This window comes from Actinoplanes sp. NPDC049118 (assembly GCF_040648555.1).
Classification (GTDB): Bacteria; Actinomycetota; Actinomycetes; order Mycobacteriales; family Micromonosporaceae; genus Actinoplanes.
In genome coordinates, this window is record NZ_JBEZDY010000039.1 from 25717 (window position 1) to 51427 (window position 25711).

23 protein-coding genes are annotated in these 25711 nt (G+C 74.5%); 15 read left to right on the forward strand and 8 right to left on the reverse strand.

Translation table 11 applies throughout. The annotated features are described in order from the left end of the window. Positions 1 to 28 precede the first annotated feature (28 nt). On the reverse strand, positions 29 to 1771 hold the full coding sequence (locus tag AB0B58_RS38775; protein WP_360235061.1) for a thiamine pyrophosphate-binding protein: 1743 nt from the start codon (positions 1769 to 1771) through the stop codon (positions 29 to 31). Continuing rightward, a complete protein-coding gene (locus tag AB0B58_RS38780) occupies positions 1768 to 3273 on the reverse strand; it encodes an aldehyde dehydrogenase family protein (RefSeq protein WP_360235064.1) in 1506 nt (501 codons plus the stop codon). Before AB0B58_RS38780 ends, AB0B58_RS38775 begins: the two co-directional genes overlap by 4 nt. A gap of 188 nt (positions 3274 to 3461) precedes the next feature. On the opposite strand from AB0B58_RS38780, the gene AB0B58_RS38785 reads away from it, so the two are divergent. From AB0B58_RS38785 to AB0B58_RS38795, 3 genes are read left to right on the forward strand one after another with little or no spacing between them, the layout of a single operon-like run. Further along, positions 3462 to 4250 (forward strand): IclR family transcriptional regulator, encoded by a 789-nt coding sequence (locus AB0B58_RS38785; RefSeq protein WP_360235067.1) that lies wholly within the window; start codon positions 3462 to 3464, stop codon positions 4248 to 4250. A 30-nt stretch (positions 4251 to 4280) separates the two neighbouring features. Then, complete coding sequence (locus AB0B58_RS38790; RefSeq protein WP_360235070.1) at positions 4281 to 5483, forward strand: CoA transferase; 1203 nt, start codon at positions 4281 to 4283, stop codon at positions 5481 to 5483. Further along, complete coding sequence (locus AB0B58_RS38795) at positions 5480 to 6265, forward strand: citryl-CoA lyase (protein ID WP_360235073.1); 786 nt, start codon at positions 5480 to 5482, stop codon at positions 6263 to 6265. The genes AB0B58_RS38790 and AB0B58_RS38795 overlap by 4 nt, the downstream gene beginning before the upstream one ends. Positions 6266 to 6272: 7 nt before the next feature. Here AB0B58_RS38795 and AB0B58_RS38800 read toward each other — a convergent pair whose 3' ends face one another. Further along, positions 6273 to 7154: a shikimate dehydrogenase gene (locus AB0B58_RS38800; protein ID WP_360235076.1), complete on the reverse strand. Its 882-nt coding sequence runs from the start codon at positions 7152 to 7154 to the stop codon at positions 6273 to 6275. A gap of 120 nt (positions 7155 to 7274) precedes the next feature. Between AB0B58_RS38800 and AB0B58_RS38805 the strand changes: the two genes are divergently transcribed. Further along, positions 7275 to 7931: a TetR/AcrR family transcriptional regulator gene (locus AB0B58_RS38805; protein WP_360235079.1), complete on the forward strand. Its 657-nt coding sequence runs from the start codon at positions 7275 to 7277 to the stop codon at positions 7929 to 7931. A gap of 6 nt (positions 7932 to 7937) precedes the next feature. Here AB0B58_RS38805 and AB0B58_RS38810 read toward each other — a convergent pair whose 3' ends face one another. Then, positions 7938 to 8219: a hypothetical protein gene (locus tag AB0B58_RS38810; RefSeq protein WP_360235082.1), complete on the reverse strand. Its 282-nt coding sequence runs from the start codon at positions 8217 to 8219 to the stop codon at positions 7938 to 7940. Positions 8220 to 8413: 194 nt separating this feature from the next. On the opposite strand from AB0B58_RS38810, the gene AB0B58_RS38815 reads away from it, so the two are divergent. Next, entirely contained in the window at positions 8414 to 9421 is a 1008-nt protein-coding gene (locus tag AB0B58_RS38815) for a hypothetical protein (protein WP_360235085.1), read from the forward strand. A gap of 2 nt (positions 9422 to 9423) precedes the next feature. After that, positions 9424 to 11058 (forward strand): amidohydrolase, encoded by a 1635-nt coding sequence (locus AB0B58_RS38820; RefSeq protein ID WP_360235088.1) that lies wholly within the window; start codon positions 9424 to 9426, stop codon positions 11056 to 11058. A 79-nt stretch (positions 11059 to 11137) separates the two neighbouring features. On the opposite strand, the gene AB0B58_RS38825 is transcribed toward AB0B58_RS38820, so the two are convergent. Beyond that, positions 11138 to 12136: a polysaccharide deacetylase family protein gene (locus tag AB0B58_RS38825; protein WP_360235091.1), complete on the reverse strand. Its 999-nt coding sequence runs from the start codon at positions 12134 to 12136 to the stop codon at positions 11138 to 11140. 415 nt (positions 12137 to 12551) lie between these two features. Between AB0B58_RS38825 and AB0B58_RS38830 the strand changes: the two genes are divergently transcribed. From AB0B58_RS38830 to AB0B58_RS38840, 3 genes are read left to right on the forward strand one after another with little or no spacing between them, the layout of a single operon-like run. Next, positions 12552 to 13100 (forward strand): RNA polymerase sigma factor, encoded by a 549-nt coding sequence (locus tag AB0B58_RS38830; RefSeq protein ID WP_360235094.1) that lies wholly within the window; start codon positions 12552 to 12554, stop codon positions 13098 to 13100. After that, positions 13097 to 14146, forward strand: a complete 1050-nt coding sequence (locus tag AB0B58_RS38835; RefSeq protein ID WP_360235097.1) for a hypothetical protein — start codon at positions 13097 to 13099, stop codon at positions 14144 to 14146. Before AB0B58_RS38830 ends, AB0B58_RS38835 begins: the two co-directional genes overlap by 4 nt. Before the next feature lie 53 nt (positions 14147 to 14199). Next, positions 14200 to 15375: a glycosyltransferase 87 family protein gene (locus tag AB0B58_RS38840; protein ID WP_360235100.1), complete on the forward strand. Its 1176-nt coding sequence runs from the start codon at positions 14200 to 14202 to the stop codon at positions 15373 to 15375. Between the two features lie 9 nt (positions 15376 to 15384). On the opposite strand, the gene AB0B58_RS38845 is transcribed toward AB0B58_RS38840, so the two are convergent. Then, positions 15385 to 16239: a P1 family peptidase gene (locus AB0B58_RS38845; protein ID WP_360235103.1), complete on the reverse strand. Its 855-nt coding sequence runs from the start codon at positions 16237 to 16239 to the stop codon at positions 15385 to 15387. A gap of 137 nt (positions 16240 to 16376) precedes the next feature. Between AB0B58_RS38845 and AB0B58_RS38850 the strand changes: the two genes are divergently transcribed. From AB0B58_RS38850 to AB0B58_RS38860, 3 genes are read left to right on the forward strand one after another with little or no spacing between them, the layout of a single operon-like run. Continuing rightward, the gene (locus tag AB0B58_RS38850) at positions 16377 to 18044 is read left to right on the forward strand and encodes a DUF4331 domain-containing protein (RefSeq protein ID WP_360235106.1); all 1668 of its coding nucleotides are present in this window, start codon (positions 16377 to 16379) and stop codon (positions 18042 to 18044) included. Between the two features lie 56 nt (positions 18045 to 18100). Then, positions 18101 to 19408 carry a hypothetical protein gene (locus AB0B58_RS38855; RefSeq protein WP_360235109.1) on the forward strand — a complete coding sequence of 436 codons (1308 nt, stop codon included), beginning with the start codon at positions 18101 to 18103 and terminating at the stop codon, positions 19406 to 19408. Beyond that, positions 19405 to 20880, forward strand: a complete 1476-nt coding sequence (locus AB0B58_RS38860) for a sulfite exporter TauE/SafE family protein (RefSeq protein ID WP_360235112.1) — start codon at positions 19405 to 19407, stop codon at positions 20878 to 20880. Before AB0B58_RS38855 ends, AB0B58_RS38860 begins: the two co-directional genes overlap by 4 nt. An 18-nt stretch (positions 20881 to 20898) precedes the next feature. On the opposite strand, the gene AB0B58_RS38865 is transcribed toward AB0B58_RS38860, so the two are convergent. Further along, positions 20899 to 21183: a hypothetical protein gene (locus AB0B58_RS38865; protein WP_360235115.1), complete on the reverse strand. Its 285-nt coding sequence runs from the start codon at positions 21181 to 21183 to the stop codon at positions 20899 to 20901. Positions 21184 to 21332: 149 nt separating this feature from the next. Here AB0B58_RS38865 and AB0B58_RS38870 point away from each other — a divergent pair, with 149 nt between their 5' ends. The 3 genes from AB0B58_RS38870 (at position 21333) to AB0B58_RS38880 (ending at position 25454) form a co-directional block, all read left to right on the forward strand. After that, positions 21333 to 22718, forward strand: coding sequence for a transaminase (locus AB0B58_RS38870; protein WP_360235118.1), 1386 nt, complete (start codon positions 21333 to 21335; stop codon positions 22716 to 22718). Between the two features lie 24 nt (positions 22719 to 22742). Then, entirely contained in the window at positions 22743 to 23765 is a 1023-nt protein-coding gene (locus AB0B58_RS38875) for a 5'-3' exonuclease H3TH domain-containing protein (protein ID WP_360235121.1), read from the forward strand. Positions 23766 to 23864: 99 nt separating this feature from the next. Next, the gene (locus AB0B58_RS38880) at positions 23865 to 25454 is read left to right on the forward strand and encodes a DUF6194 family protein (protein WP_360235124.1); all 1590 of its coding nucleotides are present in this window, start codon (positions 23865 to 23867) and stop codon (positions 25452 to 25454) included. Positions 25455 to 25469: 15 nt separating this feature from the next. On the opposite strand, the gene AB0B58_RS38885 is transcribed toward AB0B58_RS38880, so the two are convergent. Next, positions 25470 to 25607 (reverse strand): hypothetical protein, encoded by a 138-nt coding sequence (locus tag AB0B58_RS38885; protein WP_360235127.1) that lies wholly within the window; start codon positions 25605 to 25607, stop codon positions 25470 to 25472. Positions 25608 to 25711 lie beyond the last annotated feature (104 nt).

Genomic DNA, 25711 nt, shown 5'->3' on the forward strand with positions numbered 1-25711 from the left:
CACCTCTGTCTGTGGAGTTGCGCTCTGATCACTCGAAGACCCCTCGATAGATGTCCTTGATGTTCCAGTGCCCGGGGGTCGGCACCGGCTCGTTGACCATCGGTACGTCCAGCACCGCCGGCCGGCGGCGCCGTAACGCGTTGCGCAGCGCGGCGGCGAGGTCCCGCGGTTCCGCGATGAGATAGCCGTCCGCGCCGCAGGCCCGGCCGTACGCGGCGAAGTCGGGGCTGTACGGCCGCCCGTCGGGATCGGTGAAGTCGCAGCCGTAGCTGCGGCCGAAGTAGGTCGACTGGAGGTCGGAGATGGTGCCGTGTGACCGGTTGTTCATCACCAGGAAGATCACCGGAAGGCCCCGCTCGACCGCCATCGGCACGGCCGGCAGCTGCGCGCTCATCCCCCCGTCACCGATGAGCGCGACCACCACCCGCCCGGGCTCGGCGATCTGCACGCCCAGCGCGGCCGCCGGGCCGAAGCCCATGGTGGACGCGCCGCCGGGCGTGATGAACCGGCCCCGCTCGGGCAGCGGGTAGCACTGCGCGACGCCGTTCTTGTTCCAGCCGACGTCGGTCACCAGCACCGCGTCCGCCGGCAGGGCGGCGCGCACGTCGGCGAGGATCCGCTCGGGGCGCAGCGGGAACGCCTCGCTGCGGCCGCGCTCGGCGCCGGCCGCGAACAGCTCCGCCCGGGCCTGGTGTATCCGCTCGCGCACGCCGGGCCGGGAGACCGGCTCGGGGTGCCGGCGGCGGACGGCCTCCCCGATCGCGGGGACGGCGAGCCCGGCGTCGGCCACCACACCGATCTCGACCGGGTAGTTGCGGCCGATCTCGGCCGGGTCGATGTCGATCTGGATCAGGCGCGAGGGCGGGAAGCTCCACGTGTACGCCGGATTCCACGAGCTCGCGTCGGTCTCGGCGAACCGGGTCGCGACGGCCAGCACCACGTCGGCCTCGCGGGCGTAGTCGTTGGTGACCCCGAGGCCCCAGAAGCCCGTCATGCCGAGGACGAGGGGGTGCTCGTCGGGCAGCACGCCCTTGGCCATCAGCGAGTGCGCGACCGGGATGTCGAGATGTTCGGCCAGGTCCCGCAGCGCCCGTCGGCCCGCGTCGCCGCCGAGGCCGCCGCCGAGGTAGATCAGCGGGCGCTCGGCCCCGGTCAGCAGCGCGGCGATCCGGTCCGCCTCGGCCGCCGGCAGGCCGGGGCGGGTGGCGTGGCCGGCGAGCGGGAAGGCGTCGGCGCGCTCGGCGGGCAGCGGCCGGGAGAACAGGTCCATCGGCACGTTGAGCAGGACCGCACCCGGCCGGCCCGAGGTGGCGGTCCAGAAGGCCCGCTCGGTGAACCGGGGCAGGTCCGCCACCCGCCGCACGTGCCAGGCGCGCTTGACGAACGGGCGGTAGACGGCCGTCTGGTCCGCGTCGGCGTGGAGGTTGATCTCCTGATGCGGGTGGCGGCCGTACAGGTGGGACGGGACGTCGCCGGCGATGGCGACCAGCGGCACCGAGTCCAGCGCGGCCGTGGCCACGCCGGTCACCGCGTTCAGCATGCCGGGTCCGACGTGGGTCAGCAGCACGCCGGGCCGGCCGGTGGCGCGGGCGTATCCGTCCGCGGCGTGCGCCGCGGTCTGCTCGTGGCGGGCGATGACGAACTCGATGCCGCCGCGGCCGATGGCGTCCAGCAGGGCGATGTTGGTGTGCCCGCAGGTGCCGAAGACGTACTCGACGCCGTACGACGCGAGCTGCCGGACGAGAACGTCGGCGGCGGTGCTCCCGCTCATTGGTCACCCCAGACGGAGAGACCGCGCAGCAGCAGGGTCTTGACCACGGTGTACTCGTCGACCATGTGCCGCGGCGACTCGCGGCCGAAGCCGGAGTCCTTGACGCCGCCGAACGGCACGTGGTCGAGCCGGAAGTTGGACGAGCCGTTGACGATCAGGCCGCCGACCTCGAGCTCCCGCCAGGCCGTGAGGATCCGGCCGATGTCGCGGGTGAACAGCCCGGCCTGCAGCCCGTACCGGCTGGTGTTGCACGCGGCGAGCACCGCGTCGAAGGAGTCGTACGGCAGCACCGAGACCAGCGCGCCGAAGACCTCCCGGGTGACCACGTCGGCGTCCTCGCGCGGGCCGGCCACCACGGTCGGCGCGACCGTGGCGCCGTCGCGGGTGCCGCCGAGGGTGATGACCGCCCCACCGGCGACGGCCGCGGCGGCCCAGGCGACGACGCGCTCGGCGGCCCGCTCGTCGACCATCGTGCCGACGTCGGTGGCCGGATCGAGCGGATCGCCGACCCTCAGCGCGGCCGCCTCGGCGGTGAACGCCGCGACGAACTCGTCGAAGCGCGAGGAGTGCACGTAGACGCGCTGCACCGAGATGCAGCTCTGCCCGGAGTTGCTGTAGCCGGTGCGTGCGCACACCCGGGCGGCCGCGCCGAGGTCCGCGTCCTCGCAGACGATGGTGGCGGCGTTGCCGCCGAGCTCGAGCACGAGGCGCTTGGCGCCGGCCGCGCGGGCGACGGCGGCACCGGTGACGGCGCTGCCGGTGAAGCTGACGACGCTGATCTCCGGTGCCGCGCAGAGCGCCGCGCCGACCTCTCCCCCGCCGTGCAGCAGCTGCACCGCCTCGACGGGCGCCCCCGCCGCGAGCAGCAGGGCCACCACCGCGGCGGTGACCGCGGGCGCCTGCGGCGGCGCCTTGACGATCGTGGTGTTGCCGGCGGCGAACGAGGCGCCGAGCTTGTGGGCGAGCAGGTTGGCCGGCGCGTTGAACGGGGTGATGGCCAGCGCGACGCCGGCCGGCGCGCGGTAGGTGACGGCGGTGTTGCCGACGCCGCGCTCCCAGCCGGCGACCGGGAGCATGTCGCCGCCGATCCGGCGGGCCTCCGCGGCGCAGACGGCGAAGGTGTCGGCCACCCGGTCGAGCTCGCCGAGCCCGTCACGCACCGGCTTGCCCAGCTCGAGGGCGATCAGGTTGGCGAACTCGGCGCGGCGCCCGGCCGCCAGCCGGGACGCGCCCTCCAGGATTCCGGCCCGGGTCGCGGGGGCGAGCCGGCCGACGGCTCTCGCGTTCTGGTGGGCGTATTGAACCGCTGTACGGACCTCGGACGGGCTCGCGGTCCGGGCCCTGCTGACCACGGTCCGCGCGTACGGGCCGATCCGCTCCGCGGTGCATCCTTCGTTGATCCAGACACCTCCGAGCAGCGCGGGAGCCTCGGCGACCGCGCCGGATCCCGCTGCCTTGAGTATCGCGTCGAGCATCGCCGGAACCCCCTCGGGGCGATCCATCTGGTGGACCATCAGACGGTCTCTTGGACCGCTGTGCGGACTAGGTGTAACGTACGGGCGACCGCTGCTTCCTGGCAATAGGGCGGGTCGGAGAAGTTACCGCCCGATGAACCGGGTGGCCGGGCGGCAGAATCGGGCTGCCCGCGAACCGCGTCGGCGCCGCGCCCGGCGCCAGGAAGTGAGGAACCGTGCAGCCCTCCGGGACCCGGCCGGCCGAGACGCCGGAGACGCAGGGCGTCCGCAGCGTGCAGCGCGCGCTGGACATCCTGTCGCTGCTCACCGAGGAACGGCCGCTGATCACCATCCGGGACGCCGTGGCGGCCACCGGGCTCGCCAAGACGACCGTCATCCGTCTCATCCAGACCCTGGAGCAGATCGGCCTGCTCTGGGCCACCAGCACCGGCTACATGGCCGGCCCCGGGCTCTGGCGCTGGGCGCACCTCGCGCGCAGCAGCTGGGAGCTGCCGCCCGAGACCAAGCGGATGATGCGCGACCTCGCCGCCCGTGACCGGGAGACGGTGAACGTCTACGTCGCGCGCGACATCGTCCGGGTCTGCATCGCACAGCAGGAGAGCCCGCAGCCGCTGCGGCACGTCGTCCACATCGGCGACGAGCTGCCCCTCTGGGCCGGCGCGTCCGCCAAGGTGCTGCTGCGCAACGCGAGCCCGGGCCTGCTCGCCCGGGTCGCGCGCTCCTCCCCGTACGGCGAGGGCCACGTCCACCGCCTGCGGGAGTGGATCGACGAGGCCGCCCTGCGCGGCCACGCGGTCAGCCACGGCGAGCGCGAAGAGGGCCTGACCGCCGTCGCGGTGCCGATCCTCGGGCGCTCCGGCACGGTCGTTGCGGCGTTGAGCCTGAGCGGGCCGACCCTGCGCTTCACCGACGAACGGATCGACACCTTCGCGCGCGACCTGAAGGAGGTGGCCCAGCGGATGGCCGAGCGCGGCTTCGACCACCCGCTCGGCTCGTCGTTCTGATCGCCGCGCCTCGCGGAAGGAACCATGGGAATGCACGAGCGACCACTGTCCGGCGTCCGCGTGCTCGACTTGACGAACGTGCTCGCCGGGCCGTACTGCAGCTACCACCTGATGCTGCTCGGCGCGGAGGTCGTCAAGGTGGAGCTGCCCGGCCAGGGCGACCTGGCCCGGCGCCTCGGCCCCGACCCGGCACTGAACGCCGCCGGCCTGGGCGCCTCCTTCCTGGCACAGAACGCCGGCAAGAAGTCGATCGAGCTGGACCTCAAGGACGACGCCGGCCGGGAGGCCTTCGCCGGGCTCGTCTCGGGCGCCGACGTGCTGCTGGAGAACTTCCGGGCCGGGGTGCTCGAGCGCCTCGGCTACGACGTGGAGCGGCTGCGGGCGCTGAACCCGGGGCTGATCTACTGCGCGATCACCGGCTTCGGCCAGCGGGGTCCGATGAGCCAGGCGCCCGCCTACGACCAGATCATCCAGGGGCTGTCCGGGATGATGAGCATCACCGGCACGCCCGAGTCGGCCCCGCTGCGCGTCGGCTTCCCGATCTGCGACACCGTCGGCGGGCTCACCGCCGCGCTCGCCGTCTGCGCCGCCCTCGCCGGGCGCGGGCGCGACGGGCACGGGTGCTTCCTCGACGTGTCCATGCTGGAGGCGTCCGTCTCCGCGATGGGCTGGGCGGTCTCCAACTACCTGGTGAGCGGCATCGCGCCGGAACCGACGGGGGATCAAAACGCCACCGCCGCTCCGTCGGGGACCTTCGACGCCGCCGACGGCCCGCTGAACATCGCCGCGAACCGCCAGGAGCAGTTCGAGACCCTGTGCGCCCTGATCGGGCGTCCCGGGCTGTGCGCCGATCCGCGGTTCGCCGACCGAGAGTCGCGCAAGGAGCATCGCGACGCGCTGAACCGCGAGATCAACGACGCGCTCGCCGCCCGGCCGGCGGCCGACTGGGAGCGGATCCTCGCCGCGGCGGGCGTGCCCGCCGCCCGCATCCTCACCGTGCCGCAGGCGATCGGGTCCGCGCAGGCCGCCGGCCGCGGGTTCATCAGCGAGCTGCCCTTCCCCGAGGGCGCGGCGGCCGCCGCGCCGGGGCCCCTGCGGGTGACCGGCAACGGCGTGCAGTTCGACGGTGAACAGTTCGCGCCGCCCGCGCCGCCGCCCGCGCTGGGCGAGCACAACGCCGACCTGCCCGGCCTGCTGACCCGGTGGCGCGCGGCGGCCGGGGCACCCCGATGACCGCCGACCGCACCCGCGACGAGGTCGCCGGCTGGTGGGCGACGGCGGTCAGCCGCATCGAGCCGGGCGTCATCGAGCTGCGCGGCCGCCCGGTGCAGGACCTCATCGGCACGACCGGGCTGACCGGCATGATCTGGCTGATGCTGCGCGGCGACACGCCGACGCCGCGCGAATCCGCCCTGCTGGAGGCCGCCCTCGTCGCCGGGGTCGACCACGGCCCGCAGGCGCCGTCGATCGCGATCGCGCGGATGGCGGCCACCTGCGGCGTCGGGCTGAACAACGCCGTCGCCACCGGGGTCAACGTGCTGGGCGACGTGCACGGCGGCGCCGGCGAGCAGTGCGTCGCGCTGCTCGACGAGATCTGCGACACCGGCGACGCCGCCGCGGTGGTCGCCCGGTGGCGGGCCGGCTCGCCGTATCTGCCGGGGTTCGGCCACCGCTTCCACCCGGTCGACCCGCGCCGGGCGCCGCTGCTGGCGCTCGTTGACGACGCGGTGCGCGACGGCGTCGTCGCCGGCCGGCACCTCGCCGCCGCCCGCGCGGTCGAGGAGCTGCTGAACGCGCGGGCGGGCCGGCACGTACCGATGAACATCGACGGCGCCACCGCGGTCATCTACGCCGAGCTCGGCTTCCCCGCGCCGCTGGCCCGGGGCCTGTTCGTGCTCAGCCGCAGCGTCGGCATCCTCGCCCACGCGTGGGAGGAGACCCAGCAGGGCCGCCGGATCAAGGGACCGATCCCGCCGTCGATCCTGCCCGCCTACCTCGGGCCGGACGCCGGCTGAGGCGGCCCTACGCACGGGTGCCGCCGTCGGCCGGTGCCGTCAGGGCCGCGAAGTGCCGGAGCATCCGGCCGACCCGCGGCGCGCGGCCGGTGAAGAGCCGGAACGCCTCCGCGGCCTGATGGACGACCATGCCGCCGCCGTCGAGCGTGCGGCAGCCGGCCGCCCGCGCCGCACGCAGCAGGCCGGTCTCCAGCGGCCGGTAGATGACGTCGGCGACCCAGAGCCGCGGGCTCAGCACCTCGGCCGGCACGGGCAGGCCGGGGTGGTGCTCCATGCCAACCGGGGTCGCGTTGATCAGGCCGTCGGCGCCGGCCAGCCGCTCGGCGACGTGCCCGGCGCCGACGCCGTCGGCGGGGGTACCGGCCGCGACGAGGGACCCGGCCAGCCGGCGCGCACGGTCCGGGTCGGCGTCGATGACGGTGAGGTGGCCGGCGCCGAGCCGGGCCATCGCGTGCGCCACCGCCGCCCCCGCGCCGCCCGCGCCGACCAGGACCACCCGCCCGGTGGCGGCGCCGGGCAGCCCGCGCCGGAAGCTCTCGGCGAATCCGTACCGGTCGGTGTTGTGCCCGATCGAGCGGCCGCCGGCGAAGACGACGGTGTTGACCGCGCCGAGCTCCGCCGCCTCGGGCGAGAGCTCGTCGAGGTGCCCGAGGACCTCCTGCTTGCACGGGTGGGTGACGTTGAGGCCGCGAAAGCCGACCTGCCGCGTGGTACGCACCAGCTCGCCGACGTCGGCGGCCGCCAGCCCGAGCGCGGTGATGTCGATCAGCTGGTAGATGAGGCGAAGTCCCTGGTCGTCGGCCTCGCGCTCGTGCAGCGGCGGGCTCAGCGAGGAGCCGATGCCGGCACCGATCAGCCCGACGATGAAGTGGTCGTCCGCACCGCCCACGGGCTGACCTCCGCCGCTAATGTACGAACCGGTACGTTAGTTATCGGCCCTCGACGGATCGATGTCAAGGGCCGTGTGCGAACCTTGCCGAGCGCTCGAGACGCCCCGCGAAGGAGCCCGATGAATGCGACACGCGCCCCGTCCGATCCCTCGGAACGCCGCCGCGACGCGGAACGCACCCGCGCGGAGATCCTGGCCGTCGCCACCGCGGAGTTCGCCGATCGCGGCTACGACGGCGCCCGGGTGGACGAGATCGCGGACCGCACACGCACCACCAAGCGGATGATCTACTACTACTTCGGCGGCAAGAGACAGCTGTACGTCGAGGCCCTCGAGCAGGCGTACGCCCGGATCCGCGCCGCCGAGCAGGAGGTCAACGTCGACCACCTCGAGCCCGCCGCGGCGATCCGGCGGATCGCCGAGGTGACCTTCGACCACCACGAGGCCAACCCGGACTTCATCCGCCTGGTCAGCATCGAGAACATCCACCGCGGCGAGCACATCGCGCAGCTGCCGGACCTGATCGACCTCAACACCCCGGCCGTACGGCTGCTGACCGACCTGCTGCGGCGCGGCCAGGAGCAGGGCGTCTTCCGCACCGATGTGGACGCCGTCGACGTGCACATGGCGATCAGCGCGTTCTGCTTCTTCCGGGTCGCCAACCAGTACACCTTCGGCACCATCTTCGGCCGCGACCTGCTCGACCCGGGCCTGCGCGAGCACTACCGCACGATGCTGGGCGACATGGTCGTCGCCCATCTCACCACCGTCGGCTGAAGGGCCTCAGACCACCGTGCGGCGGGCCCGCTCCCGGGCCTTGGCGATCGCCGGCATCGGCGAACGCAGCCACTGCTCCTCGTCGGCAGCGCTCACGGCCACCTGGTGCGTGGTGTAGCGCACGGTCGAGTACGACTTCTCGTCGCCGACCCGCAGCTCGGGGTTGCGCGGCGCGCCGGCGTAGGGGCCCATCTCGGCGTGCGAGACCGCGTCTGCCACCCCGCCCAGGAACCGGAACCGGCGGCGCAGCCGGCTCATGAAGGTCGATCGGCGTTCCGTCCCGGTCATCGGCACAGCATAGGGCCGGGCGGCGACCTCCGGCGAGATCGGCGCGGCCCTCCGCCGTCGCCGGCGGGGCCCGCGGGAAGGCCTGGCTATCATGGCGTCGCCGCAACGCCAGGGGAGGTGATGGCATCAGCACCTCACGATGGCCCTCGCTGGGGCTGTGCGCCGCGCTCGCCGCCGGCGCCGCCCTGCTGGCGATGCCGGCGTCGGGATCGAGCACGCCGCCGACCGCCCTGGTGTCCGCCGCCACGGCCTGGCCGCAGGCAGAGCGCGGCACGGTGCAGCCGAGGCTGGCGGACGGCACCGAGTACAAGCCGGGGATCTTCCTCGACGCCCGCACCTCGGCCGGCACCGCCGAGACCCCGGACGGCCGGTTCCTGCGACTCGTCCTGCTCGGCGCCGGCGACTCGGTGCGTGAGCTCCGGCGCCTGCCCCGGCCGCGGCATCCGTCGTTCCAGACCTTCGCCGTCGCCGGCGACGAGCTGGTCTGGGTCGAGGGCACCGGCGGCGGCCGGCCGGCGCTGTGGGCGGCCGGCCTGAAGCCGGGCCGCCCCGCCCGGCTGCTCTCCGCCGACGTCGGCCGCGCCACGTTCTACCAGTCGCAGTACGACCTCGTGGTCACCGGCGGCCGGGTCTACTGGGCCGCGGCCGGCGCCGCGGACTCCACCGAGGTCCGCTCGGTCGCCCTGACCGGCGGTCCGGTGCGCATACAGCCGCAGGCCGGCACCTGGAAGCTGTCGGCGTACCCGTGGCTGGTCGACGGCGTCAACCAGGCGGCGGGCGCGACCCGGCTGCGCGACCTGACCACCGGGCGCGAGGTCGCGGTGGCGCGGGCCGGCCGGCGCGCCACGACGGCCTGCGGCCCGGCGTGGTGCCGGGTGGCGGCGCTGGCGGGCGACGGCACCAACCGGATCGAGCTGATGCACCCGGACGGCAGCGGCCGCGAGCGCATCGCGGGCGACGTGGCGGCCACGGTGATCACCGATGTGGCGCCGCTCGACCGCTTCGAGGTCCTCGCCCAGGTCGGACCGAACTCGGAGCTCACCGGGAACAGCCAGCTGGTCGTCTTCGAGATGGCCACCCGGCAGACCATCGAGATCAGCCCGGACGCCGGCTCGGTGTCGTACCGCGACGGCGTGCTCTGGTGGACGACGGGGAACCTCGACGGCGTCGTCTGGCACTCGCTCGACCTGCGTACCGTCTAGCCATGCCGACCGCCGCCGCCGATCTGCTGTTCACCGGCGGCCCGGTGCTGGCCGCCGGGCGCGCCACCGCGCTCGCCGTGCGCGGCGGGCGGATCCTGGCCGTCGGCGGCCCGGAGGTGACCGCGCTAGCAGGGCCCCGGACCGAGGTCGTCGAGCTGCGCGGGCGGCTGCTGCTGCCCGGCTTCCAGGACGCACACGTCCACGCGGTGATGGGCGGCCTCGAACTCGGCCAGTGCGACCTCACCGGCACCACCGACGTCGGCGACTACCTCGACCGGGTCGGCGCGTACGCGGCCGCGAACCCCGGCGCCGCCTGGATCGTCGGCAGCGGCTGGTCGATGGAGAGCTTTCCCGGCGGCACCCCCGCCCGCGGCCTGCTCGATCGGGTCGTCGCCGACCGGCCGGTCTTCCTGACCAACCGCGACCACCACGGCGCCTGGGTCAACAGCCGCGCGCTGGCCCTGGCCGGGATCGACGCGGGCACCGCGGATCCGGCGGACGGGCGGATCGACCGCGAGCCCGGCGGCGGCCCGAGCGGCGGGCTCCAGGAGGGCGCGATGTCCCTGGTCGCCGGCCTGCTCCCGCCGGTAACGCCGGCGGACCGGCTCGCCGGGCTGCTCCGCGCCCAGCGCCTGCTGCATTCGCTGGGCGTCACCGCCTGGCAGGACGCGATGCTGTGCGCGGGCAACGGCTACCCCGACATCTCCGACGCCTACCTCACCGCGGCGGGCGACGGGTCGCTGATCTCCTCGGTCGCCGGGGCCCTGTGGTGGGACCGGGACCGCGACGCCGCCCAGATCCCGGAGCTCGTGGAGAAGCGGGAGCGGTTCACCGTCGGCCGGCTGCGCAGCGGGACGGTCAAGTTCATGCTCGACGGCGTCGCGGAGAACTTCACCGCCGCGATGACCGTGCCGTACACCGACGCGCACGGTCATCCGACGACCAACCGTGGGCTCTCCTTCGTCGACCCGGCGGCGCTGCCGGGGTACGTGACCGCGCTGGACGCGCTGGGCTTCCAGGTGCACTTCCACGCGCTCGGCGACCGTGCCGTGCGCGACGCGCTCGACGCCGTCGCCGCTGCCCGCACCGCCAACGGGTTCCGCGACACCCGGCCGCACCTCGCACACCTGCAGGTCGTGCACCCCGACGACGTGCCACGCTTCCGCGCCCTGGGTGCGACCGCGAACCTGCAGCCGCTCTGGGCCGCACACGAGCCGCAGATGGACGACCTGACCCTGCCGTTCCTCGAGCCGGGCCCCGCCGGGTGGCAGTACCCCTTCGGCGATCTGGAGCGGGCCGGCGCCACCCTGGCCGCCGGCAGCGACTGGCCGGTCAGCAGCCCCGACCCGCTGCTCGGCATCCACGTCGCGGTCAACCGAGCGCACCTCGGCGGCGGCCTGCCGCCGTTCCTGCCCGGTCAGCGGCTCACCCTCGGCACGGCGCTGGCCGCGTACACCGCGGGCTCCGCCCATGTGAACCATCGCGACGACACCGGGCACCTGCGGCCCGGCTACCGCGCCGACCTCGTGGTGCTCGACCGCGATCCGTTCGACGGGCCGCCGGAGCGGATCGGCGAGAGCACGGTCGCGCTCACCTACATCGACGGCGCGCGGGTCCACGCGGCGGCCGGCGCCTGAGGCCGGTAGCGCCGGACACGCCGGCGTCGCGGGGTGCGGCCGCCGCCGCACCCCGCGACCGGTCACCGGCCGGGCTGGGCTACCCGGCGCGGCAGGACAGCGACGGCCAGGCCCAGTTGCCACCGTGCTGGACGGTGAAGCCGAACGTGTTCCCGCTGCCGTTGGGCCGCGCGGTCATCACGGTGGCGCTGGACCAGCTGACCGAGGCGTTCCAGGTTGCGATGATCCGCTGTGGTGACTGCAGCGTGACCGTCACGATCCAGTTGTTCGCACCGGAGACCGTCACCTGGCCGTTGAAGCGGTCGCTCCACTTCTGGCCCTCGGTGTAGGTCGTCGTACAGCCGCCCCCGGGCGGCGGGGTGGTCGGGCCGGTGGTGGGCGGGGTGGTCGGGCCCGTCGTCGGCGGCGTGCCGTCGGGCGCGACCGCCCGGCCGGTCGACGGCGAGATCATGCCGGCGCAGAGGCCGCGGTTGCGCAGGCCGGAGGCGATCTGCGGGATCGCTGCGACGGTGGTCGCGTACTGGTCGTGCATGAGGATGGTCTGTCCGTTGGTGAGGGTGGACGCGGCCTGCACGATCTGCGCGGTGCCGGCGCCGTTCCAGTCCTGCGAGTCGACGTCCCAGGTCAGCGTCCGCAGACCGAGGGCGGAGGCCGCCGACTGCAGCGTGGCGTTGGTCTCCCCGTACGGCGGGCGGAACAGCCTCGGGGTGCCGCCGCCGGCGTTCTGGATGGCGGACTGGGTCCTGGACAGCTCGGACGACATCTGGGCCGCGCTCAGGTTGAGCATGTGCGGGTGGGTGTAGCTGTGATTGGCGATCCACATGCCCGCGCCCGCCTCGGCGGCGACGAGACCCGGGTTGGCGGCGGCGTTCTGGCCGGTGTTGAACATCGTGGCCCGCAGGCCCGCCGAACGCAGCGCGTTGAGCAGGTTTGTGGTGTTCGACGGGTTGGGCCCGTCGTCGTAGGTCAACCCCACATAGCCGTTGGCGCAGTCGGCGGCCGCATCGGCCGCCGGGGTCAGTACCAGGACGCCGGCCGCGGCGAGCAGGCCGGCCGCGCCGGCAAGACCGGCCCTCAACAGTCTCGTTCTCGGCCGTCCGCCGGGTTTTCCGATCATGGGGTCACCTTCTCTGTGATGCGGAACGTGGCGTGGGGGGTGCCGGCCGGGCCTCGGCACCACCGTCAGTTCGACATGCGACACCCGGCGGCCGGGGCCCGCCGGAGGCGATCGACATCCGTCGTTGTCACCATTGTTGAGAGGTGATGACACATTCGTCAACAACGAATTTCCGGAAGTTTTCCGGTACGTCTCACGGACGCTCAGCAGCGCCACGAACAGCGCGATTCCACTCGGGATGATCATCATCACCGCGTAGACGAAGTGGAATTCCGAAACTTCCGGAGCCCGGGTTGCCGGCGTGGAAAAGAATCGACCCGCGCGGTAACCGTCAGCCGCTGTCCGGACCTACAGCGATGACGGACGAGGAGGGCGCGTGACGGACGAGGAGTTGTTCACGGCGATGTTCCGCCGGTGCTACCCCCGCGTGCTCGCGTTCGTGGCGCGCCGCACCGACCCGGCGCGCGCACACGACGTCGTCGCCGACACGTTCGCCACCGCCTGGCGCCACTTCGCGCGGCTGCCCGAGGAGCCGCTGCCCTGGCTCTACCGCGTCGCCCGCAACAGCCTCGCCAACGAGGAGCGCGCCGCCCGGCGCCGGCTGCGCCTCGCCGAGCGGATCGCACGCCGCGGCGTGCCGCAGACCCCGGACCACGCGGTCGCGGTGGTCGCGGACGCGGGCCTGCGCGACGCGCTGCTCGGGCTCTCCGCGGCCGACCGCGAGGCCCTGCTGCTGATCGGCTGGGAGGGCCTCGACCACGACGACGCCGCCCGGGTGCTGGGCTGCTCGGCGGTCGCGTTCAAGGTGCGGGTGCACCGGGCCCGGCGGCGGCTCGCCCGGCTGCTCGAGGCCGCCGACCAGGAACGGCCGGCGCCCACGTATCCCTTGCGCACCACCGCCGGCCCGAGGGGAAGATCGGCATGAACGACCAGGACGCCATGACGCGGTTGGCCGCGGCCGACCCGGTACCCGACGCCGACGTCCGTGACGCCGCGGACTCGGCCCGGGCCCGGCTGCTGCTCCGCGCCGTGCTGGCCCGGCCGCGACCGCGCTTCACCCTCGGCACCCGTCCGAGGTGGGGCTCCGGCCTGGTCGCCGCCGGGCTGGCCGCCGCGGCCATCGCCGCGGTCGCGGTGGTGCAGGCGCCACCCGCGCCGCCACGCCCGCCCGTCGCCGGCCGCGCGACGCCGCGGGCGATCCTGTACGAGGCCGCCGAGCTGGCCGAGCGCGACGGCCGGCGGGGCCGGTTCGTGCACGTCACGGGCACCACGGGCCGGGTCGTGCACCTCGATTCCGCCGGTGGCTACGACGTCATCCGGGTCGACGTGGTGCGCGGCGTCCGGCCCGCGGACGGGCTGCCAGGCGAGGGGTGGCTCACCATCGGCGACGCCGGATCGAGCGTGCGGCCGCTGACGGCCGCCGACGCCGCCGCCTACGCCCGCGACGGCACGCCGGACGCGAGCGAGATCGCCGGCCCTCCGTACCCCGGCCTCTACCCGGACCTGGCCGGCGACCACGGCTTCGACGGCGACGTGGCGGCGCTGCCCGACGATCCCGCCGAGACCGGCGCCGCGATGATCGCCTGGCTGGCCACGAAGGGCCTGGCCGTGCCGGCGGACCCGCAGGGCTGGCTCTTCCGCACGGGCACCAGGCTGCTCGACACCTTCACCGACTCCGGCGGCGGCGAGCGCGCGAAGATCTACCGCATGCTGGCCGGCCTGACCGGCGTCAGCACGCTGGACGCCGACGTGGACCCGCTGGGGCGCCCGGCGCGCGGCCTGGCGTACACCGGGATCACCCCGCGCCACGGCCTGGTCGAATGGCAGGTCTATCTCGGCTCCGGCTCCGGCCGGATCACCTACAGCCAGGCGGTGGTGCGCCGGCCCGGCCCGGCGAACGCGAGCCTGCCGCCCGGTGCCGTGCAGTACAGCACGGCCGTCACGTCGGTCACCTGGAGCGACAAGCCTTGACCCCCACCGGCGATCGTCGCCTCAGGACGGCCGCGGCCGGTCTCCTGATCATCGTGACCCTGCTCGTGATCCGGGTCTTCGACGAGCACTACCGGTTCTTCGACATGGTCATCTACCACGACGCGATCCGCTGGTGGACACACGGCGGCGACCTGTACGACTACGCCGCGCCCGTGCGAGGCCACCTCGGCTTCACCTACCCGCCGTTCGCCGCGCTGGTGCTGATGCCGGTCGCCTCGACCTCCGCGGCGACGGCGGGCTGGCTCAACGCCGCCGGCAGCATCGTGGCCCTCGCCGTCGTCCTCGCCGTGCTGATCGCCCCGATCGCCGAGGCGCACGGCCGCTCCCGGCGCTCGGTGCTCGCCGTGGCGCTGCCGCTGGCGCTCTGCACCGAACCGGTGCGGCAGACCCTCGGCCTCGGCCAGGTGAACCTGTGGCTGTTCGCCCTCGTCGTCCTGGACCTGATCGTGGTGCGCCGGCACGCCTCCCGCTGGACCGGCGTCGGCGTCGGCGTCGCCACCGCGGTCAAGCTCACCCCCGGGCTGTTCATCGTCTACCTGCTGGTGACCCGGCAGTGGCGCGCGGCCCGCACGGCGTGCCTGACCGTCGCCGCCCTGACCGTCGGCGCCTTCCTGGCGGCGCCCGCCGAGTCGGTGCGCTACTTCGGCGACCTGATGTGGCGGCCGGACCGGGTCGGCGCGCCGGACGCCCTCACCAACCAGGCGCTGACCGGCCTCTTCGCCCGCCTGGACGCGCCGGCCGGGTGGTGGACGATCGCCGGCCTGCTCGTCCTGGCGATCGGGCTGCACCGGGCCCGGCGGGCAAACGCCGGCGGCGACGAGGTGACGGCGCTGACCCTGACCGGCCTCACGGCGAACCTGATCAGCCCGATGTCGTGGACCCACCACCTGGTGTTCCTGCCGGTCGCGGTGCTCCTGCTGGCGGACCGCGGGCTCCGGCGGCGCGACCCGCTGCCGGCCCTCGCCGCGCTCGCCGGGTACGCGCTGAGCGTCGCGTCGCCGATCTGGCTCGCACCCGGCAACGCGCTGCTGGAGAACGCCTACACGCTGATGCTGATCGCGCTGGTCGTCGCGCTCCCGGCGACCGGCGACGACCCGCCGTTGCCGGTCGGATCGGCGCACCGGAGCCGGGTCCGGGTCGTCTCCTCGGCGAGCAGCACCGTTCGCGCCCTGGACCGGTCCTCGCCGGCCGCGCCCAGGGGCCGTTGACGAACCCGCTCAGGCGACCGCCGACCGGATGGCGTCACCGACCACGTCGGCGGTGACCGCCCGCAGCAGGTCGAGGTCCGCCTCCACCCCGGCCTCGCCGGTGGCGAGCGCGACCACCGCGTCGCCGTCGTACCGCGAATGGGCGGGATGCAGGGTCCGCGCGAACCCGGCGTGGCCGCTCTGCGCGAGCAGGAAGCAGTCGGACTTGGACAGCCGCGCATTCGTCAGCACCACGGCCACGGTGGTGTTCTCCATGCCGGCGGCGGCCGGCGGCCGCACGTAGCCGGCGTCGCCGCCGAAGAGCGGTTCGCCGTCGCGGCCGAGGACGTCGCCCCAGGCGTTGACCACGACGACGGCCTCGACCTGTACGCCGCCGGCGTCGCGCCGGGCCCGGCCCAGGCCGCCGGGGTCGAGGCGCCCGCGCCACTTCCCCGTCGACGCGCCGGTGCCCGCGCCGACCCGGCCCGAGGAGAGGTCACCGCCGGCGAGGGCCGCGAGCGCGGCCGCCCGGCCGCTCTGCGCGTCGGGCGGGCCGGTACGCACCGAGGCGTCGAAGATCGACATGCCGACCACGATCGGCACGGGCCCGGCCGGGGTCGGGAAGCCGGCTCCGCGCTCGCGCAGCAGGCTCATCACCCCGTCGGCCGCGGAGAGCCCGAACGCCGAGCCTCCCGACAGGACCACGGCGTCGACGCGGTCGACCAGCCGGACCGGATCCAGCAGGGCGAACTCGCGGGTCGCCGGCGCGCCTCCGCGCACCTCCCCGGAGCCGACCGTGCCGGCGGGCGGCAGGATCACCGTCACCCCGGTTCCGGCGCCGGTCCAGTGCCCGGCCCGAACCGACGAGAACTGCGCGGTAGTCATGCGCCCATTCTGCCGAGAAGCGGTGTTCGGAGCCGCCGGCGCCGCGGATGGGTTGCTGACGGGAACCCGACCGATACCGAGCCGGCTGCCCGCCCGGTCCGAAGTCCTCTCGCACGCACCCCATCGGGAGGACAGAGATGACCACGCAACCGTTGAAGAAGAGGCGCAGGGTCGTGGCGGCAGTCGCCGCGGCCGGCACCGTCCTCGTCGGCTCCCTCGCCGGCCTGGGACCGTCGGCGTCGGTGGCTTCCAGCCACCGCGAGGCGCCGCTGATCGCGAGCGATCCGGCCGCCGACAACACGGACCTGTACGCCTTCGTCAGCCCCGAACGCCCCGGCTACGTCAACCTCATCGCCAACTGGATCCCGTTCGAGGAGCCGGACGGCGGCCCGAACTTCTATCCGTTCGCCACCGACGCCGCCTACAACATCAACGTGGACAGCGACGGCGACGCCAAGGCCGACGCCGTGTTCCGCTGGACGTTCAAGAACGTCGACCGCCGCGGCGGCGCCACCTTCCTGTACAACAACGGCCCGGTCACCTCGTTCGGCGACAAGAACCTGCTGTTCAAGCAGACCTACACGCTGGAGTCGTCGTTCGGCGGCGCGCCGTTCAAGACCCGGATCAAGGACGCGCCCGTCGCGCCGTCGCGGATCGGCCCGGCCTCGATGCCGGACTACCAGAAGCTGCGCGACGAGGCCACCATCGGGCTGCAGGGCGGCTGGAAGCTGTTCGCCGGCCAGGCCGACGACCCGTTCTTCCTCGACCTGCGGGTCTTCGACCTGCTCTACGGCGGCGACCTGAGCGAGACCGGCCAGGACACGCTCGCCGGCTACAACGTCAACACCCTGGCGCTGCAGGTGCCGTTCAAGGACGTGGCGCTGGGCGGCGACGCCAAGCGCAACCCGGTGATCGGCGTCTGGACCACCACCGACCGCAACCGGGTACGCGTCACCGGACAGAGCAACCCGAAGCTCACCGACGACCGCGTGCAGGTGTCCCGTCTCGGCAACCCGCTGGTCAACGAGGTGGTCGTGCCGGCGAACCTGAAGGACGCCTTCAACTCGATCTCGCCCGACAAGGACGCCGGCATCCCGGCGGTCGTCAAGCGGGTCACCGACCCCGAGCTGCCGAAGCTGATCGAGGGCATCTACGGCGTGCCCGCGCCGGCCACCCCGCGAAACGACCTGGTCGAGATCTTCCTGACCGGGATCACCACCAAGGCCGGCGGCCCGATCAAGGCCGACCTCAACTCGCAGCTCAACAACAAGGACGTCGACCCGAAGCGCTTCCGCCCGTCGGAGATGCTGCGGCTCAACCTGAACGTCCCGGTCACGGCCCAGCCGAACCGGCTCGGAGTGCTCGCCGGTGACCTGCAGGGCTTCCCGAACGGGCGGCGCCTGAGCGACGACGCCGTCGACATCGCCGTACAGGCCGTCGAGGGCGCCGCGCAGACCGGTAAGCTGGTCGACGCGCTCGCCGCGGGCGACAAGGTCGACAGCAACGACAACGCGTTCGGCGGCGTCTTCCCCTACGTCGCCCTGCCGAACCAGGGCGCCGTCAACGCCCGGTCCGGAGCCGGATCCGGTACCGGCGCGGCGATCACCGGCAGCGGCGCGGCGATCGAGAAGCCGGCGCCGTCGCTGAGCCCCGCGGCGGCCGCGGCCTCCGACGGCCGGGGCACCTCGGCGCTGGTCCTGGCGTCCGTGATCGGCGGAGGCGCCCTGCTGGCCCTGCTCGGGGCGTCGTGGATGTGGCGCCGCCGGGCCGTACCGTCGCGCGCCGACGACACCGTCGCCTTCTGACCGACACCGGATACGGGCGCGTCCACCGGGCGCGCCCGTACGGAAGGGAGCCTCCCATGCGTCATCCACTTCGCACGGTCCTGGTGGTGTCGGTCTCCGCGCTCGCGCTGCTCGCCGCCGGCGCCGTCTTCGGCCTCCGCGAGAAGCCGGCTCCGGCGCCGGCCGCCGCGACCGCGCGGGTGCACACCGATCGCCTCGCCGACGGCATCGCCCGCGCACAGGACCGGCTCCGCAAGCTACCCCGCGACCACGAGACGTGGGCCGCGCTCGGGCTCGCCTACGTCGAGCAGGCCCGGATCACCGCGGATCCCGGCCTCTACCCGAAGGCCGAGGGCGCGCTGCGCCGCTCGCTCGCGGTGCGCGGCAAGGACAACCCGGCCGCGCTGGCCGGGCTCGGCGCCCTCGCCAACGCCCGCCACGACTTCGCCGCCGCACGCAGGTTCGCCACGGACGCGCTGCGCGGCAACCCCTACGACGCTTCCGCGTACGGCGTGCTGGCCGACGCGCGCACCCAGCTCGGCGACGCGGCCGGCGCCACGGCCGCCGTACAGCGCATGCTCGATCTGCGGCCCGGCCTCGCCGCCTACGCCCGCGCCTCGTACGACCTGGAGCAGCGCGGCCGGCTCACCGAGGCGGCCGACCTGATGCGGCGGGCGCTGTCCGCGGCCGTCGACCCCGCCGACATCGCCTTCTGCCGCGCCCAGCTCGGCGACCTGGCCCTCTTCGCCGGCGACCTGCCGGGCGCCGCGGCCGAATACGCCGCCGGCCTCGCCGCGGACCCGGGCTACCAGCCGCTGCTGCGCGGCCGGGCCCGCGTCGCGGCCGCCACCGGCGACCTGGCCTCGGCCGTGGCGGACGCCGCGTCGGTCGCGGCCCGCACGCCGTCCCCGGACACCCTGATGGAGTACGCCGAACTGCTGCGCCTCGCCGGCCGGCGCGCCGAGGCCGACCAGCAGCTGGCCCTCGCCCGCGCCGCCCACCGGATCTTCCTGGCGAACGGCGGCCGCGACGACCTGACCGGCGCCCTGCTCGCCCTCGCCGCCGGCGACGCGCCCGCCGCGGTCAGGGCCGCCCGGGCCGAGTGGCGCCGCCGCCCGTTCGCCGAGGTCGCCGACGTGCTGGGCCGGGCCCTGCACGCCGCCGGCCGCGACGCCGAGGCCCTGCCGTACGCCCGCAAGGCCGTCGAACTGGGCCCCCGCAACGCCGCATACGCCTTCCACCTCGCGATGGTGTCGCTGAGCACCGGCGACCTGGCGCACGCACGCACCGAACTGCGGCGGGTCCGCGACCTCAACCCACACTTCTCCCCCGCCGACGGCCCCACGGCCGCCCGGGCGCTGTCCGCATTGGAGGCACAGCCGTGAGACGCCTGCTGATGATCATCGTCCTCACGGCGCTCGGGTTCGTCGCGCTGCCGACCGGCCCGGCCGCCGCCCACCCGCTGGGCAACTTCACGGTCAACCGCTACGCGGGGCTCACCCTGTACCCCGACCGCATCGACGCCGTCGTGGTCGCCGATCTCGCGGAGCTGCCGACCCTGCAGGACGCGCCGCCGTCGTGCGCCGAGGCGGCGTCCGCGTTGCCGGTGACGGTCGGCGGTGCCGGCGTGCGGTGGTCCGTCGTGGCCTCGTCGCTCGTCTACTCCGACGGCGCGGGCGGGCTGCGGACCAGCCGGCTGGACTGCCGGCTGTCCGCACCGGCCGGGCTGGGACGCCCCGCCGAGGTGACGGTGGCCAACCGGTTCCGCGACGACCGGATCGGCTGGCGCGAGCTCGCCGCCGCCGGGTCGGGGATCACACTCGCCGGCTCGTCCCTGCCGACGGCGAGCGAGAGCGACGAGCTGCGGGCGTATCCGGAGGATCTGCTCGCGTCCCCCTCGGACGTGCGGTCGGCCACGTTCACCGCGGCTCCGGGTACGGGCTCGGCACCCGCGGCCGGTGCGCTGCGGCCGGCGTCCGGCGTCCGCCCGTCCGGCCTGAGCGGGCCCCTCGCCGGCGCCGAGCGCTGGCTGGAGGATGCGGTCGGCGGCCGGCGGCTCACCCCGTTCGTGGGGCTGCTGGCGGTGCTGCTGGCGCTCGTGCTGGGTGCGGGCCATGCCGCATTGCCCGGGCACGGCAAGACGGTGATGGCCGCCTACCTGGCGGGCAGCCGGGGCCGCACCCGCGACGCGGTGGCGGTCGGCGCGACGGTGACGCTGACCCACACGGGGGGCGTGCTGCTGCTCGGCCTGCTGCTGACCACGGTCGCGGGTGTCGCCGGGGAGGCGGTGCTGGGCTGGCTCGGCTTCGCCAGCGGGGCCCTGGTCACGGTGATCGGCGCGGGCGCCCTGGTGTCGGCGGTCCGCCGCCGCTCCCGCCGCCCGGCACCGGCCGCCGACCACACGCACTCACACGACCACGACCACGACCACGCACACGCACACGCACACGCACACGCACACGCACACGCACACGCACACGGCCACTCGCACGGGCACGGCCACTCACACGACCATGGGCACTCGCATACGCATGATCATGGGCCCGGAAGGTGGGGTATCGCCGGGCTGGGGATCGCCGGCGGGCTGGTACCGAGCCCGTCCGCCCTGATCGTGCTGCTCGGCGCGGCGGCGCTCGGGCGCACCGTGTTCGGCGTCCTGCTGGTCGTCGCCTACGGCCTCGGGATGGCCGCGACCCTGACCGCGGCGGGCCTGCTCCTGATCCGCCTGCGTGACCGCCTCGAGGGCCGCCTGCGGCTCTTCGACCGGTGGCGCTCCGTGGCGCCGTCGGCGACCGCGGCGCTCATCCTCGTGGTCGGGCTCGGCCTCGCCGGGCGCGCGCTGGCCACCGTCGCCTGAAGCCGCGCGGCCGCCCGGTCAGTTGCCGCGGTCCGACGCGAAGTGGCTCGCCGGGAAGTAGGCGGCGCGGAACTCCACGGGCGGGGGCTTGAAGGCCACGGGGGTGACGACCGTGGGGTTCACGGGCGGGGGTTTGACGGCCGGGACGTTCTGGCCGGGCGGGGAATCCGGCTGGAAGACCGGGGCGAGCAACCTGCCGAAGATCAGCAGCAGCGTCGCCGCCCAGGCCCACCACGGCACGACCGAACCGGGGCCGAACAGGTCGTCCACCACGGTGTATGCCACGTCCATGGCGATGTCCATCTCTCGGCTCCCTTCCGGCGCTCGGTGTCCCCGTGGTCAGAGCCCGATGATCGGCAGGCCCCGCCCGAACCTGAGGACTTTTCGCCGAGGCGACGGAATCAGTCGTCCGGCGGGGCGCCGAACCGCCGGTTCGTTGGTAGCGTCGCGCCATGCCGACGGGTTCCGGAGCCGACGACGTCATCGACCGTGACCGCCTCCGCACCCTGACGGAGCGCGAGCGGGCCGCCTTCGCGCGGCGGAATCCCCGGTCGGCCGCCGCCTACGCGCGGGCCGGCAATCTCTTCGGCCGGGTGCCGATGACCTGGATGAACAAGAGCGCCGCCGGCTTCCCGGTCCACCTCGACCGGGCCCGCGGCGCCCGCCTGACCGACATCGACGGTCACGAGTACGTCGACTTCTGCCTCGGCGACACCGCGGCGATGGCCGGGCACTCCCCCGCGCCCGTTGTCGCGGCGGTCACCCGGCGCCTCGGCGACCTGGGCGGGGCCAGCACGATGCTGCCGACAGAGGACGCGGCGGCGGTAGGCGCCGAACTGAGCCGGCGGTTCGGCGTGCCGGCGTGGAGTTTCGCGCTCACCGCCACCGACGCCAACCGCTGGGCCGTCCGGCTGCTGCGCGCCGTCACCGGCCGGCCGCGCATCCTGGTCAACAGCTACTGCTACCACGGCACCGTCGACGAGTCGCTGATCGTGACCGGTGCCGACGGGCGCCCGCGCAGCCGCGAAGGCAACGTCGGCGCGCCCGGCGACGTGACCCTGACCAGCAGGGTCGCCGAGTTCAACGACCTCGGCGGGCTGGCCCGCGAGCTGGCGCACGGCGACGTCGCGGCCGTGCTGATGGAGCCCGCGCTGACCAACATCGGCATCGTGCTGCCCGAGCCCGGCTACCTCGCCGGGGTGCGGGAGCTGACCCGCGGGCACGGCACCTACCTCATCAACGACGAGACCCACACGTTCTCGGCCGGGCCCGGCGGCGCGACCGCGGCCTGGGAGCTGGCGCCGGACGTCGTCACGATCGGCAAGGCCATCGGCGGCGGCATACCCGTCGGCGCGTACGGGCTGTCGGCCGAACTGGCGGCGGCGCTGCTCGGCCGCGCCGACCTCGACCTGGTCGACATGGGCGGGGTCGGCGGCACCCTCTCCGGCAACCCGGTGTCGATGGCGGCCGCTCGGGCCACGCTCGAGGAGGTGCTGACCGACGCCGCGTTCGCCACGATGATCGAGGTGGCCACCGCGTTCGCCGACGGCGTCCGGAAGATCATCGAGGGATACGCGCTGCCGTGGTCGGTCAGCCGGCTCGGCGCCCGGGTCGAGTACCGCTTCGCCTCGCCCGCGCCACGGACCGGCACCGAGTCCGCCGCCCGCGGCGATGCCGGCCTCGAGGACTTCCTGCACACCTATCTGCTGAACCGGGGTGTGCTGCTGACCCCGTTCCACAACATGGCGCTGATGTGCCCGGACACCACCGGGGACGACGTCGCCCGGCACCACGAGGTGTTCGCGGCGGCGCTCGGCGAACTGCTCGGCCACTCCTGAGGCAGGCCGGAATAAGCTGTGCCGGTGCCACCCCCCGCACCCCTGCTCCTCGTCCTGGACGGCAACAGCCTCGTACACCGCGCGTACCACGCCGCGGCCCTCGACGGGCTGCTGGACCGCGCCGGCCGGCCGGTGTGGGCGCTGCGGGGCCTGATCGGCTACATCGCCCGGGCCGCCGCGCACCTGCGGCCGGCCGCCGTGGTGGTCGGCTTCGACTGTCCCGACGACTCCGCGCGCCGGACTGACTACCCGGCGTACAAGGCGCACCGGCCGGCGAAGTCGGCGGACCTCGCCGAACAGATCGCCGGCGCGCCGGAGCTGCTGCGCGCGGCCGGGATCTGCACGGTCGTGCCACCGTCCTACGAGGCCGATGACGTGCTCGCCAGCTCGGCCGAGCTCGCCCGCAGCCGCGGCTGGCGCTCGGTCCTCATGACCAGCGACCGCGACGCCTTCGCCCTGATCGACGACACCACGTCGGTGCTGCGGGTACGCAACGGCGGCTTCGACGAGGCGGTCCTGGTGGATTCGGCGGGCCTGGTCGAGCTCTGCGGAGTGCAGTCGTGGCAGTACCGGGACTATGCGGCCCTGCGCGGCGACCCGTCGGACAACCTGCCCGGGGTCCGGCGGTTCGGCTCCGCCCGGGCGGCCCGGCTGCTGGCGGCCTTCGGCACGGTGGACGCGGCGTGGGCCGCGATCGACAACGGCGACGCATCGTCGGTGCGCGAGGCGGTGGGCGAGCAGGCCGCCGAGCAGCTGGCCGCGCCGGCGACCCGGGAGATCGTCGAACGCAACCGCCGGCTCATGCGGATGCGCGCCGACCTGCCGATGCCCGACCTGAGCGCGGCCCGGCTGCCGCTGCGCCGCTCGGTGATCCGGTGGGCGCTCTCGGGCCGGGGCATACACCTCGGGCCGTCGCTGTGGGCCCTGACCGGCGAGCCGGTGCCGGCCGGCGCCGAGGACCCGACCCCCGAGCTGCGGCCGTGGATCTTCCGGCGCGGGCTGACCAGCCCCCGCGAGCCCACGCCGGGCCAGCTCTCCCTGTTCTGAGGCCCGAGCAGGTGGCCCCCTGTTTGAGGGTTTTCCGGCCGTTGTCACGCTCGAACGCTTGCGAGTCTCAAAGGGTGGTTCAACGATACGGTTGATGGAATGACATCCTTGCTCGACCTGCTCCCCGTGCCGCCGGCCCTGCTCGCGCTGGGCGAGCCGACGCATGGCGAATCCGCCTTCCTCCAGCTGCGCAACGAGGCCTTCGCGTCGCTGGCCGAGCGCGGCTACCGGTCGATCGCGCTGGAGAGCGACCGGGCGGCCGGGCTGATCGCCGACGAGTTCGTCCAGGGCTCCGCCACCGTCACCCTCGACCGCGCCCTCGCCGAGGGCTTCAGCCACGGATTCGGTACCGCCCCGGCCAACCGCGACCTGCTCGTCCGGATGCGCGACTGGAACGCCGGCCGGCCGGACTCCGAGCGCCTGACATTCCACGGCTTCGACGCCCCGCTGGAGCTCGACCACGCACCGAGCCCGCGGCATCACCTGGCCCACCTCTGCGACTTCCTCGGCTCCGACCGCTCGGCCGAGATCGACGAGCTGATCGGCGACGAGGCGCGGTGGAGCGATCCCGCCGCGATCTGGGAGCCGGGCAGGTCGATCGGGCGCTCGGCCGGCGCCGAACGCCTGCGGGTCATCGCCGACGACCTGCTGACCGAGCTGTACCTGCAGGCGCCCCGGCGGACCGAGGGCTGGCAGGCGGCGTTCGTACGGGCGACGACCGCGGTCGCCCTGCTGCGCTACCACGCCCGGGCCGCCGCGCCGCTGCCGCAGCGGGAACGCGTCGCCCTCCTGGTCGGTGTCCGGGACGCGCTGATGGCCGAGAACCTACTGGCGATCCGCGCGGCCGAGGCGCACCGCGGGCCGACCCTGGCCTTCGCGCACAACCGGCACCTGCAGCGCAACCCGAGCACGATGACGATGGCCGGGATGGACCTGTCCTGGTTCAGCGCCGGCGCGATCGCCGGATCGCTGCTCGGCGACCGGTACGCGGTGATCGTCGGCAGCCTGGGCGCGAGCCCCTCGCTCGGCATCGGGGCGCCCGCCGCCTCGACCTACGAGGGAAGGCTGCAGGATCGGACCGGCCTCCCCCGGTACGTCCGCGCGTCCGAGGTGGAGGCCGCCGGGCAGCGGACCCACGACCACCGCTACTTCCCGCTGGACCGGGCCACCGTCGAGCACGCGGACGCGGTGCTGCACATCCCGACCGGCACCGGCCCGGCAATGCTCGCCGAGCGGATCCTTGCGCTTCCCGGCACCGAACAGCTCGTGGCGGGCGAGGAGAGCGGAGCGCCGGAGGGCGCCTGGGGCGACCGCTTCTACTACGTCGGCCCGGACCGCCGCCAGCCGTTCGCCACCATCGTCGAGCACGACGTGCCCGGCTTCGACGAGGCCTCCCGGCTCGACCGCCCCGGCGTCTTCCGGCTCAACCTGGACCTCGGCCGCGCCGCCTTCGAGAGCCTGTTCGGCTTCCCGCCCAAGGACTTCGAGGACCACCGCGAAGATTTCGACTTCGCCCGGCTGGACACCTGGATTCCGCACCCGGGCTACGCGCTCTACGGCTTCGCCAGCATCGTCATGCCCGGCCCCCAGCTGCTGCCCGAGCTCGACCGGCTGCTCGCGATCGCACACGCCCGGGCGGTCGACCGCCACGAGCGCGCATCGCGCCGCGCGACCGACCACCAGGACTGAGCCGCGACCAGCCCGTCACGACCACCGCCACAGCCACGACCACCACCACGGCCACCACCGGCCACCGCCACCACCACCGGCCACCGCCACCACCACCGGCCACCGGCCACCGGCCACCGCCACCGCCACCGCCACCGCCACAGCCACAGCCACAGCCACAGCCACAGCCACAGCCACAGCCACAGCCACCGTCCACCGCCACCACCCCGACCCCGACCCCGGCCCCGACCACCGCCACCGCCACCGCCACCGGCCAC

What these genes read in the sequence shown, in the direction of transcription:
- AB0B58_RS38795 (WP_360235073.1), top strand. Translation starts at nt 5,480, where the DNA reads ATGACCGCCGACCGCACCCGCGACGAGGTCGCCGGCTGGTGGGCGACG.
- AB0B58_RS38845 (WP_360235103.1), bottom strand. Translation starts at nt 16,239, where the DNA reads ATGACTACCGCGCAGTTCTCGTCGGTTCGGGCCGGGCACTGGACCGGC.
- AB0B58_RS38870 (WP_360235118.1), top strand. Translation starts at nt 21,333, where the DNA reads ATGCCGACGGGTTCCGGAGCCGACGACGTCATCGACCGTGACCGCCTC.
- AB0B58_RS38780 (WP_360235064.1), bottom strand. Translation starts at nt 3,273, where the DNA reads ATGGATCGCCCCGAGGGGGTTCCGGCGATGCTCGACGCGATACTCAAG.
- AB0B58_RS38850 (WP_360235106.1), top strand. Translation starts at nt 16,377, where the DNA reads ATGACCACGCAACCGTTGAAGAAGAGGCGCAGGGTCGTGGCGGCAGTC.
- AB0B58_RS38805 (WP_360235079.1), top strand. Translation starts at nt 7,275, where the DNA reads ATGAATGCGACACGCGCCCCGTCCGATCCCTCGGAACGCCGCCGCGAC.
- AB0B58_RS38835 (WP_360235097.1), top strand. Translation starts at nt 13,097, where the DNA reads ATGAACGACCAGGACGCCATGACGCGGTTGGCCGCGGCCGACCCGGTA.
- AB0B58_RS38810 (WP_360235082.1), bottom strand. Translation starts at nt 8,219, where the DNA reads ATGACCGGGACGGAACGCCGATCGACCTTCATGAGCCGGCTGCGCCGC.
- AB0B58_RS38865 (WP_360235115.1), bottom strand. Translation starts at nt 21,183, where the DNA reads ATGGACATCGCCATGGACGTGGCATACACCGTGGTGGACGACCTGTTC.
- AB0B58_RS38815 (WP_360235085.1), top strand. Translation starts at nt 8,414, where the DNA reads ATGCCGGCGTCGGGATCGAGCACGCCGCCGACCGCCCTGGTGTCCGCC.
- AB0B58_RS38820 (WP_360235088.1), top strand. Translation starts at nt 9,424, where the DNA reads ATGCCGACCGCCGCCGCCGATCTGCTGTTCACCGGCGGCCCGGTGCTG.
- AB0B58_RS38775 (WP_360235061.1), bottom strand. Translation starts at nt 1,771, where the DNA reads ATGAGCGGGAGCACCGCCGCCGACGTTCTCGTCCGGCAGCTCGCGTCG.
- AB0B58_RS38855 (WP_360235109.1), top strand. Translation starts at nt 18,101, where the DNA reads ATGCGTCATCCACTTCGCACGGTCCTGGTGGTGTCGGTCTCCGCGCTC.
- AB0B58_RS38880 (WP_360235124.1), top strand. Translation starts at nt 23,865, where the DNA reads ATGACATCCTTGCTCGACCTGCTCCCCGTGCCGCCGGCCCTGCTCGCG.
- AB0B58_RS38790 (WP_360235070.1), top strand. Translation starts at nt 4,281, where the DNA reads ATGCACGAGCGACCACTGTCCGGCGTCCGCGTGCTCGACTTGACGAAC.